The following is a 15,449-nucleotide window of genomic DNA, read 5'->3' on the forward strand; positions in this document are numbered from 1 at the left end:
GAGAGACAGTCTACGATTCAGGCTGCAAACATGCGTCAGGGGGTGTAAAACAACGTAAAGTCATGGATTAGATAGCCTTGATGTCGTAATTTCTGCCTCGGAGGTATTTAAACAATGAATAAAATCCTGTTAGTTGATGATGACCGAGAGCTCACATCCCTTTTAAAGGAGTTGCTCGACATGGAAGGTTTCAACGTCCTGGTAGCCCATGATGGCGAACAGGCGCTGAGTCTCCTTGACGACAGCATCGATTTACTTTTGCTCGATGTCATGATGCCGAAGAAAAACGGCATTGATACGTTAAAAGAGCTTCGCCAGACACACCAGACCCCCGTCATTATGCTGACCGCGCGCGGCAGCGAACTTGACCGCGTACTTGGCCTTGAGCTGGGTGCGGATGACTATTTACCTAAGCCGTTCAACGACCGCGAACTGGTCGCCCGTATTCGCGCTATCCTGCGTCGTTCTCACTGGAGCGAACAGCAGCAGAATACCGACAACAGCTCGCCTACGCTGGAAGTTGACTCCCTGAGCCTGAATCCGGGCCGCCAGGAAGCGAGCTTCGACGGCCAGATCCTGGAACTGACCGGCACCGAGTTCACCCTGCTTTATCTGCTGGCGCAGCATCTTGGCCAGGTGGTATCGCGTGAACATCTGAGCCAGGAAGTGCTGGGCAAACGCCTGACGCCATTTGACCGCGCTATCGATATGCATATCTCTAACCTGCGCCGTAAATTGCCGGAACGCAAAGACGGTCACCCGTGGTTTAAAACCCTGCGTGGACGCGGTTATCTGATGGTTTCCGCTTCATGATAGGCAGCTTAACCGCCCGCATCTTCGCCATCTTCTGGCTGACGCTGGCACTGGTTTTAATGCTCGTTTTGATGTTGCCAAAACTCGACTCACGCCAAATGACGGAGCTGCTCGACAGCGAGCAACGTCAGGGCGTGATGATCGAGCAGCACGTGGAAGCCGAGCTGGCAAACGATCCGCCGAATGATTTGATGTGGTGGCGCAGGCTGTTTCGCGCTATCGACAAGTGGGCGCCGCCCGGGCAACGCCTGCTGCTGGTGACCAGCGAAGGCCGCGTCATCGGGGCCGATCGCAATGAAATGCAGATTATCCGTAACTTCATTGGCCAGGCGGATAACGCCGATCACCCTCAGAAGAAAAAATACGGTCGGGTAGAAATGGTCGGCCCCTTCTCGGTGCGGGATGGGGAAGACAATTACCAGCTCTACCTGATTCGCCCTGCGAGCAATTCCCAGTCCGACTTTATCAACCTGCTGTTTGACCGTCCGCTGCTGCTGCTGATCGTCACGATGCTGGTCAGTTCCCCGCTGCTGCTGTGGCTGGCGTGGAGCCTGGCAAAACCGGCGCGTAAGCTGAAAAACGCCGCCGACGAAGTGGCGCAGGGCAACCTGAGACAGCACCCGGAGCTGGAAGCCGGGCCGCAGGAGTTCCTGGCCGCCGGCACCAGCTTCAACCAGATGGTGACCGCGCTGGACAGGATGATGACCGCCCAGCAGCGCCTGCTGTCGGATATTTCGCATGAGCTGCGCACCCCGCTCACGCGCCTGCAGCTTGGCACCGCGCTGCTGCGTCGCCGTAGCGGAGAGAGCAAAGAGCTGGAGCGTATTGAAACGGAAGCGCACCGTCTGGACAGCATGATCAACGATCTGCTGGTGATGTCGCGCAACCAGCAGAAAAACGCGCTGGTGAGCGAAACGGTGAAGGCCAACCACCTGTGGCATGAGGTGCTGGACAACGCCGCGTTCGAAGCCGAGCAGATGGGCAAGTCGTTCACCGTTAACTTCCCGCCGGGGCCGTGGCCGTTGTACGGTAACCCGAACACGCTGGAGAGCGCGCTGGAGAACATCGTGCGCAACGCCCTTCGCTATTCGCATACGAAGATTGAGGTGGCGTTCTCTGTGGATAAAGACGGTATCACCGTCATTGTTGACGACGACGGCCCTGGCGTTAGCCCGGAAGACAGGGAGCAGATTTTCCGTCCGTTCTACCGTACCGACGAGGCGCGCGACCGCGAATCGGGCGGCACGGGGCTGGGTCTGGCAATTGTTGAAACCGCGATGCAGCAGCACCGTGGCTGGGTGAAAGCCGACGACAGCCCGCTGGGTGGGCTGCGGTTAACGCTGTGGCTGCCGCTGTATAAGCGGGCGTAATCCCCCTCACCCTAACCCTCTCCCCATAGGGGAGAGGGGATTGCTCGGTGCGTTTTTTCACCCTCGCCCCTTTGGGGAGAGGGCCGGGGTGAGGGGTTATCTTCCCCACAATCTCCGCGAATTATCCTCAATCTTGCCGCTAATCCGCCGCTTCTGCATCGTTCTTGTCCAGCTGGTCGATAACCCCGCCGCCGACAGCAGGCGATGATACTGCTCGTCATCGAACGGCATATGCCAGGCAATGGCGCAAGCCTCATACACGGAGACATCGCTCAGGCGTGACGCCAGCACCAGCGGCGCATCCGCCGATACCCGCCCTGCCAGCACCACGCGGTACAGCCAGCCGGTTTTGCCCGCCGCCTGCAGCCGGGCAGACATATCCTCAATGCCGAAATGGTAGTTAAGCTTGAAGCACGGCGAGCGCGGCTGCGTCACCTGTATCAGGGCATCGCCCCAGCGGAAGATATCGCCGATAAACACGTTTTTCTCGGTTAGCCCGTCGGTGGAGAGATTCTCGCCGAACGCAGGCGCGACAAACCGATCCGCCTGTTCGGGGAATTCCGCTATCCAGTGCTGATAATGCTCGCGCGGATAGTGGCACAGCGCGCGCTCGGGCCCGCCGTGGATTTTCTTCTCGGCCTGCTCGTCACCCGCAAGCCCGAGGTCGGTTAACGTCAGCTCACCGTCGACCTGAATTTTGGCGATGGCGCTCGGGCGGCTGCCGTCGTACTCCCTGACCTTGCCTGTAAACACATTCACCGGGTAATGCATCGCTGCCTCCATTACGCAGATACAAAAAAAGCGAGCCATCAGACTCGCTTCTCACAGGCAGCAATGCAACCTTATTTTTTAGCGGCGAAACGCGCTGCTGCTTCGTCCCAGTTCACCACATCCCAGAAGGCTTTGATGTAGTCAGGGCGACGGTTCTGGAACTTCAGGTAGTATGCGTGTTCCCACACGTCCAGGCCCAGGATTGGGAAGCCGGATGCGCCAGAGATCGCTTCGCCCATCAGCGGGGAGTCCTGGTTAGCGGTAGAAACAACCGCCAGTTTGTCACCTTTCAGTACCAGCCACGCCCAGCCGGAGCCGAAACGGGTAGCTGCAGCTTTTTCGAATTCCGCTTTGAAGTTATCAACGGAACCGAAGTCGCGCTCGATAGCGGCTTTCAGGTCGCCTTGCAGGGTAGTACCGGTTTTCAGACCTTTCCAGAACAGGCTGTGGTTAGCGTGACCACCTGCGTTGTTGCGCAGAACGGTTTTCTTGTCCGCTGGCAGCTGGTCCAGCTTGGTGATCAGCTCTTCAGCAGACAGGTTGGCGAATTCTGGCAGGCTTTCCAGCGCTGCGTTCGCGTTGTTTACGTAGGTCTGGTGGTGTTTAGTGTGATGGATTTCCATCGTCTGCTTGTCGAAATGCGGTTCCAGTGCGTCGTAGGCATACGGCAGGGATGGCAGTGTATAACTCATAATCCTCTCCATTAGTGTCGGGCGGCACAGCTGTTAATGCCGCGTAAGCAGTTGGTTCATTATAGTTAATTAAATGATATTGAAAATGATTATCAATGCCGTAGTTTTTATAAGGTTATTCGAATTCCGGTTAATGCCGAAATTGTGAGTCTGCTCACGCGGTTAACGCGTTGATTGCCATCCCAAACGAAAGTGCGGCAACCTTCTGAAGGTTCCCAATCCGCCTAATTTTTACACTCATCAAGTCGGCGGGAAGCCACCGACATATAAAAACGATGAGGACGTAAAAATGAATCATGCGATTACGATGGGTATTTTCTGGCATTTGATAGGCGCAGCCAGTGCAGCCTGTTTCTATGCCCCGTTTAAAAAGGTTAAACACTGGTCATGGGAAACCATGTGGTCCGTTGGCGGGACGGTCTCATGGCTGATTTTGCCCTGGACCATCAGCGCCATGCTGCTGCCCGATTTCTGGGGCTATTTCTCTTCTTTTAGCGCCTCCACCCTGCTGCCAGTGTTTCTGTTTGGCGCGATGTGGGGCATCGGTAACATCAACTACGGCCTCACCATGCGCTATCTCGGCATGTCGATGGGCATCGGCATCGCGATTGGCATTACGCTGATTGTCGGCACCCTGATGACGCCCATCATCAACGGCAACTTTGACGTGCTGATCAACACCGAAGGCGGGCGGATGACGCTGCTCGGCGTGTTTGTTGCGGTGATCGGCGTAGGGATTGTCACCCGCGCGGGCCAGCTCAAAGAGCGCAAGATGGGCATTAAGGCCGAAGAGTTCAACCTGAAGAAAGGCCTGATGCTGGCGGTGATGTGCGGTATTTTCTCGGCGGGCATGTCGTTTGCGATGAACGCCGCGAAGCCGATGCATGAAGCGGCTGCCGCGCTGGGCGTCGACCCGCTGTACGTTGCGCTGCCAAGCTACGTGGTGATCATGGGCGGCGGCGCGCTGGTGAACCTCGGCTTCTGCATCATTCGTCTGGCAAAAGTGAAAAACCTGTCGGTAAAAGCCGACTTCTCTATCGCAAAACCGCTGATTATCACCAACGTGCTGCTCTCCACCCTCGGCGGCCTGATGTGGTATTTGCAGTTCTTCTTTTACGCCTGGGGCCACGCCAGCATTCCGGCGCAGTACGACTACATGAGCTGGATGCTGCACATGAGCTTCTACGTGCTGTGCGGCGGCGTGGTGGGCCTGATCCTGAAAGAGTGGAACAACGCCGGGCGTCGTCCGGTGGGCGTGCTGAGCCTGGGCTGCGTGGTGATTATCATCGCGGCCAATATCGTTGGCCTCGGCATGGCGAACTGATTACGCCGCTTTTCGACTACGATGACGCCACTGAACCGGCGTCATCCCCACCTCGCGGTTAAACACCACCGAAAAGTAGTTACTGTCTTCAAAGCCGCAGCGCATTGCCACCTCACTGACCATCAGCTCCGTATGTTGCAGCAGATACTGGGCGTGGCAGATGCGCAGCTGGCGCAGGTAGTGGTTTACCGTCATCCCGGTCTGGGTGCGAAACTGCTGGCGCAACGCCCGCTCGCTGCACTGCTCCTGTTCGCAGAACTTCTCCAGCACAAAGCTTTTGTTGAGGCTGCCCGCCAGGATGGTGATGAGCTTATCGAGCAAGGCTTCCTGTTCGGTGGCGGAAGGGTTGTCGGTGGCATAGCGATAGCGTTTGAGGGTCATCACCAGCTGGGCGAAAAGCAGCTCTGCCATCGGGTTGGCGAGGGGATCGTTTTTCTGGCTCTCCTGCTCAAGCTGGGAGATAACCTGCCGCACCGCACTCATGCCGCTGCTGCTCAGGCGCCAGTGCGGGGCGCTTTTTGCGCCGTCAAAGCCGGGGATATTCGCCGCCCAGTCAAGGTTAAGCCGCAGCCTGTCGGGGCAGTAAATGACGTTCTGTAGCACCAGGTCGTTCACCGACGCGTAGGAGTGTTTGTCTTCGGCGCGGATGTAAAACAGATCACCGCGCGTGATGCGGTAAGGCCTGTCGTTAAGGACGTGCAGGCCGTTGCCGCGCCACACCAGCACCAGCTCGCAGAACTCGTGGGTGTGCTCGGCAAAGACGTTTTGCGGATAGCGATCCGCCACCGCGACGGCCTGCCCGGCGGAGGCAAAAAAATCATCTTTGCGAAGGATTAACTGAGCAGCCACACCACAACCTCGACGGCGAATAACCGGACATTATTAGCCTTTTTGCGGCGAAAAAACGGTGACTGCCCTCGCGTTACTGAAGCGACGCGTCTTTACCCTGGCGGATATCGCGCGGCGACCAGCTAAACTCCCGGCGAAAAAGGGTCGAAAAGTGGTTACTGTCGCCGAAACCGCAGCGATAGGCGATGTCCGTGACGCTATCGTCCGTATGGCGCAGCAGGTGGCGCGCTTTGATCAGGCGCAGGCGATTGAGGTAGCGCTGGGGCGTCAGCCCGGTGTGCTGTTTTAGCTGGCGGTGCAGGGTGCGCAGCGACAGGGAAAAGTCGTCCGCCAGCGTTTCCCAGCAGACATCCTCGGCAAAATGGTCTTCCAGCCAGGCCATCAGCTGGTTGAGCCGGGCGTCGTTATTCTCCAGCCCCTCCACCAGGCTGCTGCGGCGCAGCAGCACCAGCAGCTGCATAAACAGCAGCTCGCGAGTGGCAATGGCGTGGGTTTCCTGCCCGTCTTCGCCGTTCTCCATCTGGCTCACCAGCTGGCGTACCTGCTGCAGCGTGGACTGATTCACCCGCCAGTGCGACGGATAGTGCCCGTCCTGCTCCTGCGGCAGAAGCTTGTTCAGCCCGGAGAGAAACTGGAACGCGTCCGGCGAACGGTAGAGCACGTTGGTCAGGCACAGGTTGTCGGTATGTTCATACAAGTGCCGATCGTGATCGCGCACGAAGCACACCGTTCCGCCGCTGATGGTGTACGGCTGGCCGTTGAAAACGTGAATGCCCGTGCCGTGCTCCACGATCACAATTTCATGAAAATCATGATGATGCTCCGGAAACGCGGCCTGAGGGAGCCGTGGCTCGATCGCGACGGGCGATCCTCCCGAAGGAAAAAAATCCACGCTGTGTAGTACGGTCATAGCGGCCCCCACCAATGAGAAATGTTCTCAAAATAGTAATTAAGGCTCCCGAGACTCACCTTAAATTTTCGGCAGCAATCCACGCAAAAGCTGTCCGTTTTTCAAGAAACAGATGGAAAGATCGGGAAATGCGGCAAGCGTCACACTGGCTGTAAAGCCCGCCATTACTGGAAACTGTGAACTGCCTCACGTTCATCTTTGCTTTCTTGCCAGCCGCGGATTTCGCCTGTCAGTGGCGAGAAGGTGGCTTTTTCTTCCCTTTCTTACACTCATCGCCAATGACTTAAGAAAGGACGTGACCATGACTTTTCGCCATTGTGTGGCTGTCGATTTAGGCGCATCCAGCGGCCGCGTAATGCTGGCTACCTGGGACAAAAACCAGCGCACGCTTTCGCTTCGCGAGATGCACCGCTTTGTGAATACCCTGCAAAAGCAGGACGGGTTTGATACCTGGGATATCGACGCGCTGGAAGCGGAGATCCGCACCGGGCTGAACAACGTGTGCAGCGCAGGCATTCTTATCGACAGCATCGGCATCGATACCTGGGGCGTGGATTACGTCCTGCTCGATAAGCGCGGCGAGCGCGTCGGCCTGCCCGTCTCTTATCGCGACAGCCGTACCGACGGCGTGATGATGCGCGCCGTTGAGCAGCTCGGCATGGCGAATATTTACGGTCGCAGCGGCATTCAGTTCCTGCCCTTCAATACCCTTTATCAGCTGCGCGCGCTGGTAGAACAGCAGCCGGAGCTGGTCGATAAGGTGGCGCACGCGCTGCTGATCCCGGACTACTTCAGCTACCGCCTGACCGGGAACATGAACTGGGAATACACCAACGCCACCACCACCCAGCTGGTGAATATCAACTCCGACAGCTGGGATCGCGACCTGATGAACTGGACCGGCGCCTCTCCCGGCTGGTTCGGTACGCCAACCCATCCGGGTAATGTGATCGGTCAGTGGATGTGCCCGCAGGGAAACGCCATCCCGGTGGTGGCGGTGGCGAGCCACGATACCGCCAGCGCGGTGATTGCCTCGCCGCTTGCGGATAAAGACGCGGCCTACCTCTCCTCCGGCACCTGGTCGCTGATGGGCTTTGAGAGCAAAACCCCCTACACCAGCGATGCCGCGCTGGCGGCGAATATTACCAATGAAGGCGGCGCGGAAGGCCGCTACCGGGTGCTGAAAAACATCATGGGGCTGTGGCTGCTCCAGCGGGTGCTGAAAGAGCAGAACGTGACCGACCTGCCGCAGCTGATTGCCGACACCGAAAAGCTGGCCGCCTGCACCTTCCTGATCAATCCGAACGACGACCGCTTTATCAACCCGGCGCACATGAGCGCCGAGATCCAGGCCGCCTGCTTCGAGGCCGGGTACGCCGTGCCCTCCAGCCCCGCCGAGCTGGCGCGCTGTATTTTCGACAGCCTCGCGCTGCTTTACGCCGACGTGCTGAGCGAGCTGGCGAGCCTTCGCGGCAAGCCGTTCAGCCAGCTTCACATCGTCGGCGGCGGCTGCCAGAACCGTCTTCTCAACCAGCTTTGCGCCGACGCCTGCGGCATTACCGTGGTGGCGGGCCCCGTTGAAGCCTCCACGCTCGGCAATATCGGCATTCAGCTGATGACTCTGGACGAGCTGTCGAACGTTGACGAATTCCGCTCGGTGGTTGCGGCGAACCACAGCCTGACCACCTTCACACCCAATCCTTGCCATGAAATTGCCCGCTACCGGAGGCCGTTTCAGCAAAAACGACTGACTAAGGAGCTTTGCGCATGACCACTCAACTTGAACAAGCCTGGGAACTGGCTAAACAGCGTTTCGCCGCCGTCGGCGTGGATGTCGACGAGGCGCTGCGCCAGCTCGACCGCCTGCCGGTTTCCATGCACTGCTGGCAGGGCGATGACGTCGCCGGTTTCGAGAACCCGGGCGGTTCACTGACGGGCGGCATTCAGGCCACGGGGAATTACCCGGGCAAGGCGCGTAACGCCACCGAGCTGCGTGCCGACCTGGAGCTGGCGCTGAGCCTGATTCCGGGGCCAAAACGCCTGAACCTTCACGCCATCTATCTGGAAGCCGACGAGCCGGTGGCGCGTAACGAAATCAAGCCGGAGCACTTTAAGAACTGGGTGGAGTGGGCAAAAGCCAACCGGCTCGGTCTGGACTTTAACCCGTCGTGCTTCTCGCACCCGCTGAGCGCGGACGGTTTTACCCTCTCCCACGCGAACGACGAGATCCGCCAGTTCTGGATCGACCACGTGAAGGCCAGCCGCCGCGTGTCGGCATACTTCGGCGAGCAGCTTGGCACGCCGTCGGTGATGAACATCTGGATCCCGGACGGGATGAAAGACATCACCGTTGACCGCCTTGCGCCGCGCCAGCGCCTGCTGGCCGCGCTGGACGAGGCGATTAGCGAAAAGCTGAACCCGGCGCACCACATCGACGCCGTGGAGAGCAAGCTGTTCGGCATTGGCGCAGAGAGTTACACCGTGGGCTCTAACGAGTTCTACATGGGGTACGCCACCAGCCGCCAGACCGCGCTGTGCCTGGATGCCGGTCACTTCCACCCAACCGAGGTGATCTCCGACAAGATTTCCGCCGCCATGCTGTACGTGCCGCGCCTGCTGCTGCACGTGAGCCGCCCGGTGCGCTGGGACAGCGACCACGTGGTGCTGCTGGATGACGAAACCCAGGCCATCGCCAGCGAAATCATCCGCCACGATCTGTTCGACCGCGTGCACATTGGCCTCGACTTCTTCGATGCCTCTATCAACCGCATCGCGGCGTGGGTTATCGGCACCCGCAACATGAAGAAAGCCCTGCTGCGCGCCCTGCTGGAGCCCACCGCGGCGCTGATGCAGCTGGAAGAGAACGGCGATTACACCGCACGCCTCGCCCTGCTGGAGGAGCAGAAATCCCTGCCGTGGCAGGCGGTGTGGGAGATGTATTGCCAGCGCCACGACGCCCCGGCGGGCAGCCAGTGGCTGGACAACGTGCGGGCGTATGAGGAAGACGTTCTCGCCGCTCGTCAGTAAAAAACATTGCCCGGCGGCGCGTTGCTTGCCGGGCCTACAGGTAAGAGTAGGCCGGGTAAGCGTAGCGCCACCCGGCATTTTCAAAGGAAACACAGAATGCAGACCATCACGACTTCCTGGTTCGTCCAGGGCATGATCAAAGCCACCACTGATGCCTGGCTGAAAGGCTGGGACGAGCGCAACGGCGGCAACCTGACGCTGCGCCTGGACGACGCGGATATCGAACCGTTCGCCGCCGACTTCCACCCGAAGCCGCGCTATATCGCCCTGAGCCAGCCGATGCCGCTGCTCGCCAACACGCCGTTTATCGTCACCGGCTCCGGCAAGTTCTTCCGCAACGTGCAGCTCGACCCGCAGGCCAACCTCGGCGTGGTGAAGGTCGACAGCGACGGCGCGGGCTACCACATTCTTTGGGGGCTGACGGACGACGCGGTGCCAACCTCTGAACTGCCCGCGCACTTCCTCTCCCACTGCGAGCGCATCAAGGCGACCCAGGGTAAAGACCGCGTGATCATGCACTGCCACGCCACCAACCTGATCGCCCTGACCTACGTGCTGGAAAACAGCTCCGATTTCATCACCCGCAAGCTGTGGGAAGGCAGCACCGAGTGTCTGGTGGTGTTCCCGGACGGCGTGGGCATTCTGCCGTGGATGGTGCCGGGCACCGACGAGATCGGCCAGGCCACCGCTAAAGATATGCAAAAACATTCACTGGTGCTGTGGCCGTTCCACGGCGTGTTCGGCAGCGGCCCAACGCTGGATGAAGCCTTTGGCCTGATCGACACCGCAGAGAAATCAGCGGAGGTGCTGGTGAAGGTCTACTCCATGGGCGGCATGAAGCAGACCATCACCCGGGAAGAGCTGATTGCCCTCGGCCAGCGCTTTGGCGTGACCCCGATGCAGTCGGCGTTAGATCTGTACCCATAAAAACATCGCGCCCCGCAAAACGACGGGGCGAAAACCACCTGCAATCCCTACAACTAACTCAAGTCAGTGGAGTAAAAGCAATGAAAATAAAAGCAAGCTTGATCCTCACCGTTGCCGCTCTGGCGTTGTCCGGTTCCGCTTTAGCAGAAGTCAAAATCGCCCTGGTGGCGAAGTCCCTCGGAAATGGATTCTTCGAAGCAGCGAACGTCGGCGCGCAGGAGGCGGCCAAAGAGTTAGGCGATGTGAAAGTGATTTATACCGGCCCGACCACCACCACGGCGGAAGCGCAGATCGAAGTGCTGAACGGGCTGATCGCCCAGGGCGTGGATGCGATCGCCATCTCGGCGAACGATCCGGACGCCTTAGTCCCGGTGCTGAAAAAAGCGATGCAGCGCGGCATTAAGGTGGTCTCCTGGGATTCCGGCGTGGCGAAAGCCGGGCGTCAGATCCACCTGAACCCGTCCAACAACGCCCTGATCGGCGAAACCAACGTTAAGCTCGCCGCCGACGCGCTGAAGTCCCTGAACGTGGAGAAGGGTGACGTGGCGGTGCTGAGCGCCACGCCAACCTCCACCAACCAGAACACCTGGATTGCGGAGATGAAAAAGGTGCTGCCGAAGTACCCGTCGGTCAATCTGGTGACCGTGGCCTACGGGGACGATCTCTCTGACAAGAGCTACCGCGAAGCGGTGGGCCTGCTGAAAACCTACCCGGATTTAAAAGTGATTGTCTCGCCGTCGTCCGTGGGCATTGTCGCCGCCGCGCAGGCGGTGAAAGACCAGGGCAAGATCGGCAAAGTGTACGTCACCGGTTTAGGCCTGCCGTCTGAGATGGCGGGGGCGGTGAAGTCCGGCGCGAGTAAGAGCTTTGCCATCTGGAACCCGATCGACCTGGGCTACGCAGCGACCTACTTAGCGGATGACCTGGTGAAAGGCACCGCCACAAAAGACGAAGCGAGTATGGGCAAGCTGGGCAAAGTGAAGCTGGACGCCGACGGTAGCGGGGCGATGGCCGAACCGTTCGTCTACGATGCCAGCAATATTGATAAGTTCTCGAAAATTTTCTGATCCCTTTCTCCCTCTCCCTGTGGGAGAGGGTCGGGGTGAGGGCATCAGGCCGCATCTCCCCTCACCCTAACCCTCTCCCGAGGGGAGAGGGGATCAAACGGAGAACTATCATGACCCCATTGCTACAGCTTTCGGGCATCACCAAGGTCTTCCCCGGCGTGCGCGCCCTTGAGAACGTGCAGCTGGCGCTGTGGCCCGGCAAAGTCACGGCGCTCATCGGCGAAAACGGCGCGGGCAAGTCGACGCTGGTCAAAGTGATGACCGGCATTTACCAGCCTGACGAGGGCCAAATCCTCTATAAAGCCATTCCGGTTCAGCTTCCGACCCCGGAGTCGGCGCACAAAATCGGCATCACCGCCATTCATCAGGAAACCGTGCTCTTTGACGAGCTCTCGGTCACCGAAAATATTTTTGTTGGCCAGTACCTCTACAAAGGCTTTTTCAAAAAGCTCGACTGGCCGGAGATGCACCGCCGGGCGCAGGCGATCCTCACCCGTCTGGAGGTGCAAATCGACCCGCGCGCCACCCTCAAAACCCTGAGCATCGCCCAGCGCCATATGGTCGCCATCGCCCGCGCGCTGTCGTTTGAGGCGCAGGTGGTGATCCTCGATGAACCCACGGCGGCGCTGTCCCAGCACGAAATCCTCGAGTTTTATCAGATCGTCGAGCGCTTGAAGCAGGAGGGCAAAGCCATCCTGTTTATCTCCCACAAGTTCGACGAGATTTTCGAGCTGGCGGATCATTACACCATCCTGCGCGACGGCGCGTTCGTGGGCGCTGGCGCGATGAGTGACATCACCGAAGAGCGGATGGTGTCGATGATGGTCGGGCGCGCCATCACCCAGACCTTCCCGAAAGTGGCGTGCGAGAAGGGCGATACGGTGCTGGAGGTGAAAAACCTCTGCCATCCGACCGAGTTCGCGAACATCTCCTTCACCCTTCGCAAAGGGGAGATCCTCGGCTTCTATGGCCTGGTGGGCGCCGGGCGCACTGAGCTGATGCAGGCGCTGTCCGGCGTCACGCGCCCCTCCTCCGGGGAGATCATCCTCAACGGCCAGCCGCAGCGCTTTCGCCAGCCGGCGGACGCCATCAAAGCGGGCATCGTCTGCGTGCCGGAAGAGCGGCAGAAGCAGGGGGCGATTATCGAGCTCTCCATTGCCCAGAACATCAGCCTGCCCCAGCTTGGCAGGCTCAACCCGAACGGCGTGCTGCACGACGACCGCGAATGGCGGCTCGCCGACGAGTACGCCAGACGCCTCCAGGTCAAAGCCTTTAGCTGGAAGCAGGCGGTGGAAACCCTCTCCGGCGGCAACCAGCAAAAGGTGGTGATCGGCAAATGGCTGGCGACCCATCCTGACGTGATCATCCTCGATGAGCCGACAAAAGGCATCGATATCGGCTCCAAGGCCGCCGTTCATCAATTTATGTCTGAACTGGTCGGCCAGGGGCTGGCGGTGATCATGGTGTCGTCTGAGCTGCCGGAAGTGATGGGCATGGCTGACCGCATCATCGTCATGCACGAAGGGCTAATGGCGGCGGAATATCAGGCGGGCGACGCCACGGCGGAGACCATCGTCAGCGCCGCCAGCGGTGCAAAACAGGAGGCGGCGTGATGCTAAAGGCTCTGTTAAAACACCGCGAAGCCCTGCTGGGTGCGGTGATTGTGCTGATGGTGCTGGGGATCGGCAGCCGCGTGCCGTCGTTTATTGCCCCGGGCAACCTGGTGGAGATGTTTAACGACACCTCGATTCTCATCATTCTCGCCCTCGGGCAGATGATGGTGTTGCTCACCAAAGGCATCGACCTGTCGATGGCGGCAAACCTCGCCCTGACCGGGATGATTGTCGCGCTGATCAACTTTCATTACCCGCACGTCCCGGTCTGGGCGCTGCTTGTTCTTGCCACCGCGCTCGGCCTGGTGATGGGCGTCATCAACGGCCTGCTGGTGTGGAAGCTGGGCATCCCGGCGATTGTGGTGACGCTCGGCACCATGAGCATCTACCGCGGGATTATCTTTTTGCTCTCCGGCGGCGGCTGGGTGAACTCCAACCAGATGGGCGCCGATTTTCTCGGCCTGCCGCGCGCCTCGCTGCTGGGCCTGCCGGTGCTGAGCTGGTGCGCTATCGCCGCGCTGCTGCTGGTGGGCTATTTCCTGCGCTACAGCCGCACCGGACGGGCGCTGTACACCGCGGGCGGCAACGCCACGGCGGCGTATTACACCGGGATCAACGCGGGCAAGATGCAGTTCGTTAGCTTCTGCCTTTCCGGAACGCTGGCCGGGTTCTGCGGCTACCTGTGGATATCGCGCTTTGCGGTGGCCTACGTGGACGTCGCCAACGGCTTTGAGCTGCAGGTGGTAGCCGCCTGCGTGATAGGCGGGATCGGCACCATGGGCGGCACCGGGCGCGTGCTCGGCTGCCTGTTCGGCGCGCTGTTCCTCGGCGTAATCAACAATGCCCTGCCGGTGATTGGCGTGTCCCCGTTCTGGCAGATGGCGATCTCCGGCACGGTGATTGTGACGGCGGTGCTGCTGAACGAGCGCGGCAACACGCGCAAAGGGCGGCTGATCCTGCGCGACGCGGCCCTGGCGCGTCAGAAACTGGCGGTGAAATCATGAGCAAAATGATGGCTTCAGAAGAGATCAAACCGACCCCTGCTCGCTCGGGCATGTTCCAACGCCTGCTGTGCTGGGAAAGCTTTTTGCTGGCGGTGACGCTGCTGGTGTTCGTGGGCAACGCCCTCGCCTCGCCCTACTTCCTCAACGTCTGGAATCTGTCGGATGCGACGTTCAACTTCACCGAAAAGGCGATCGTCGTGCTGCCGATGGCGATGCTGATTATCGCCCGTGAAATTGACCTGTCCGTGGCCTCTACCATTGCGCTGAGTTCAACGGTGATGGGCTTTTGCGCGGCGGCGGGCGTGGATACGCCGTTGCTGCTCTGCGCGGGGCTGGGCGTGGGCCTGCTGTGCGGGCTGTTCAACGGCATTCTGGTGACGCGCTTTAACCTGTCGTCGATTGTGATCACCATCGGCACCATGAGCCTGTATCGCGGGATCACCTACATCCTGCTCGGGGATAAGGCGCTGAACAGCTATCCGGAGAGCTTCGCCTGGTTCGGGCAGGGCTACGTGTGGGGCGCGCTGTCGTTTGAGTTCGCGCTGTTTATCGTTCTCGCCGCCGCGTTTGCCTTTGTGCTGCACCGCACCAACTTTGGCCGCCGCACCTACGCCATCGGCAATAACCCGACCGGGGCGTGGTATTCCGGCATTAACGTCAAGCGCCACAACCTGCTGCTGTTCGCGCTGGTGGGGCTGATGTCCGGCCTGGCGTCGGTGCTGCTCACCTCGCGCCTGGGCAGCACCCGTCCGACGATTGCGATGGGCTGGGAGCTGGCGGTGGTGACGATGGCGGTGCTCGGCGGGGTCAACATTCTGGGCGGGTCCGGCAGCATGGTGGGCGTGATTATCGCCGCCTTCCTGATGGGGCTGGTGACCTTTGGCCTGAGCCTGCTCAACGTGCCCGGCATTGTGATGTCGGTGATTATCGGCGCGATGCTGATCGTGGTGATTTCACTGCCGATTATTACGCGCCGGGTGATGCAGCGAAGACGGATTTAAATTAGCCCCTAACCCTCTCCCCAGAGGGGAGAGGGAACGGTTCTGTGCGGACTTTCCCCCTCTCCCCTTTGGGGAGAGGGC

General features: G+C 59.7%; 14 protein-coding genes. 10 read left to right on the forward strand and 4 right to left on the reverse strand.

Annotated elements, in window-relative coordinates; all coding sequences use genetic code 11:
* Positions 1-114 precede the first annotated feature (114 nt).
* The gene (gene cpxR, locus AB6V08_RS17395; protein ID WP_368544068.1) at positions 115-813 is read left to right on the forward strand and encodes an envelope stress response regulator transcription factor CpxR; all 699 of its coding nucleotides are present in this window, start codon (positions 115-117) and stop codon (positions 811-813) included.
* Positions 810-2,183 (forward strand): envelope stress sensor histidine kinase CpxA, encoded by a 1,374-nt coding sequence (cpxA, locus tag AB6V08_RS17400; protein WP_368544069.1) that lies wholly within the window; start codon positions 810-812, stop codon positions 2,181-2,183. Before cpxR ends, cpxA begins: the two co-directional genes overlap by 4 nt.
* Before the next feature lie 96 nt (positions 2,184-2,279).
* Here the strand turns inward: cpxA and yiiM are convergent, their stop codons facing one another.
* Together yiiM and sodA are read right to left on the reverse strand one after the other, a co-directional pair.
* Positions 2,280-2,954, reverse strand: a complete 675-nt coding sequence (gene yiiM / locus AB6V08_RS17405; protein WP_368544112.1) for a 6-hydroxyaminopurine reductase — start codon at positions 2,952-2,954, stop codon at positions 2,280-2,282.
* 71 nt (positions 2,955-3,025) lie between these two features.
* A complete protein-coding gene (sodA, locus tag AB6V08_RS17410; RefSeq protein WP_004203668.1) occupies positions 3,026-3,646 on the reverse strand; it encodes a superoxide dismutase [Mn] in 621 nt (206 codons plus the stop codon).
* Between the two features lie 289 nt (positions 3,647-3,935).
* On the opposite strand from sodA, the gene rhaT reads away from it, so the two are divergent.
* Positions 3,936-4,970: an L-rhamnose/proton symporter RhaT gene (gene rhaT / locus AB6V08_RS17415; RefSeq protein ID WP_368544070.1), complete on the forward strand. Its 1,035-nt coding sequence runs from the start codon at positions 3,936-3,938 to the stop codon at positions 4,968-4,970.
* On the opposite strand, the gene rhaR is transcribed toward rhaT, so the two are convergent.
* Entirely contained in the window at positions 4,971-5,819 is an 849-nt protein-coding gene (gene rhaR, locus AB6V08_RS17420) for an HTH-type transcriptional activator RhaR (RefSeq protein WP_368544071.1), read from the reverse strand. It lies immediately after the preceding gene.
* A 73-nt stretch (positions 5,820-5,892) separates the two neighbouring features.
* Positions 5,893-6,729, reverse strand: a complete 837-nt coding sequence (rhaS, locus tag AB6V08_RS17425; RefSeq protein WP_368544072.1) for an HTH-type transcriptional activator RhaS — start codon at positions 6,727-6,729, stop codon at positions 5,893-5,895.
* 301 nt (positions 6,730-7,030) lie between these two features.
* Here rhaS (AB6V08_RS17425) and rhaB point away from each other — a divergent pair, with 301 nt between their 5' ends.
* From rhaB to AB6V08_RS17460, 7 genes are all read left to right on the forward strand, one after another.
* On the forward strand, positions 7,031-8,500 hold the full coding sequence (gene rhaB, locus AB6V08_RS17430) for a rhamnulokinase (RefSeq protein ID WP_368544073.1): 1,470 nt from the start codon (positions 7,031-7,033) through the stop codon (positions 8,498-8,500).
* A complete protein-coding gene (rhaA, locus tag AB6V08_RS17435) occupies positions 8,497-9,756 on the forward strand; it encodes an L-rhamnose isomerase (protein ID WP_368544074.1) in 1,260 nt (419 codons plus the stop codon). The genes rhaB and rhaA overlap by 4 nt, the downstream gene beginning before the upstream one ends.
* Before the next feature lie 96 nt (positions 9,757-9,852).
* On the forward strand, positions 9,853-10,683 hold the full coding sequence (rhaD, locus tag AB6V08_RS17440) for a rhamnulose-1-phosphate aldolase (RefSeq protein ID WP_368544075.1): 831 nt from the start codon (positions 9,853-9,855) through the stop codon (positions 10,681-10,683).
* A gap of 80 nt (positions 10,684-10,763) precedes the next feature.
* Positions 10,764-11,750, forward strand: coding sequence for a rhamnose ABC transporter substrate-binding protein (rhaS, locus tag AB6V08_RS17445; RefSeq protein WP_368544076.1), 987 nt, complete (start codon positions 10,764-10,766; stop codon positions 11,748-11,750).
* Positions 11,751-11,860: 110 nt separating this feature from the next.
* Positions 11,861-13,363 (forward strand): sugar ABC transporter ATP-binding protein, encoded by a 1,503-nt coding sequence (locus AB6V08_RS17450; protein WP_368544077.1) that lies wholly within the window; start codon positions 11,861-11,863, stop codon positions 13,361-13,363.
* Positions 13,363-14,367, forward strand: coding sequence for an ABC transporter permease (locus tag AB6V08_RS17455; RefSeq protein ID WP_368544079.1), 1,005 nt, complete (start codon positions 13,363-13,365; stop codon positions 14,365-14,367). The genes AB6V08_RS17450 and AB6V08_RS17455 overlap by 1 nt, the downstream gene beginning before the upstream one ends.
* A complete protein-coding gene (locus AB6V08_RS17460; RefSeq protein ID WP_368544081.1) occupies positions 14,364-15,368 on the forward strand; it encodes an ABC transporter permease in 1,005 nt (334 codons plus the stop codon). Before AB6V08_RS17455 ends, AB6V08_RS17460 begins: the two co-directional genes overlap by 4 nt.
* The last annotated feature ends 81 nt before the right edge of the window (positions 15,369-15,449 follow it).

The sequence above is a fragment of the Enterobacter soli genome (genome assembly GCF_964208575.1).
GTDB lineage: Bacteria > Pseudomonadota > Gammaproteobacteria > Enterobacterales > Enterobacteriaceae > Enterobacter > Enterobacter soli_A.

Coding starts and splice junctions, on each gene's coding strand:
- cpxA (WP_368544069.1), top strand. CDS start 810: ATGATAGGCAGCTTAACCGCCCGCATCTTCGCCATCTTCTGGCTGACG.
- rhaT (WP_368544070.1), top strand. CDS start 3,936: ATGAATCATGCGATTACGATGGGTATTTTCTGGCATTTGATAGGCGCA.
- yiiM (WP_368544112.1), bottom strand. CDS start 2,954: ATGCATTACCCGGTGAATGTGTTTACAGGCAAGGTCAGGGAGTACGAC.
- rhaB (WP_368544073.1), top strand. CDS start 7,031: ATGACTTTTCGCCATTGTGTGGCTGTCGATTTAGGCGCATCCAGCGGC.
- AB6V08_RS17450 (WP_368544077.1), top strand. CDS start 11,861: ATGACCCCATTGCTACAGCTTTCGGGCATCACCAAGGTCTTCCCCGGC.
- rhaA (WP_368544074.1), top strand. CDS start 8,497: ATGACCACTCAACTTGAACAAGCCTGGGAACTGGCTAAACAGCGTTTC.
- AB6V08_RS17460 (WP_368544081.1), top strand. CDS start 14,364: ATGAGCAAAATGATGGCTTCAGAAGAGATCAAACCGACCCCTGCTCGC.
- rhaD (WP_368544075.1), top strand. CDS start 9,853: ATGCAGACCATCACGACTTCCTGGTTCGTCCAGGGCATGATCAAAGCC.
- rhaS (WP_368544072.1), bottom strand. CDS start 6,729: ATGACCGTACTACACAGCGTGGATTTTTTTCCTTCGGGAGGATCGCCC.
- rhaS (WP_368544076.1), top strand. CDS start 10,764: ATGAAAATAAAAGCAAGCTTGATCCTCACCGTTGCCGCTCTGGCGTTG.
- AB6V08_RS17455 (WP_368544079.1), top strand. CDS start 13,363: ATGCTAAAGGCTCTGTTAAAACACCGCGAAGCCCTGCTGGGTGCGGTG.
- sodA (WP_004203668.1), bottom strand. CDS start 3,646: ATGAGTTATACACTGCCATCCCTGCCGTATGCCTACGACGCACTGGAA.
- cpxR (WP_368544068.1), top strand. CDS start 115: ATGAATAAAATCCTGTTAGTTGATGATGACCGAGAGCTCACATCCCTT.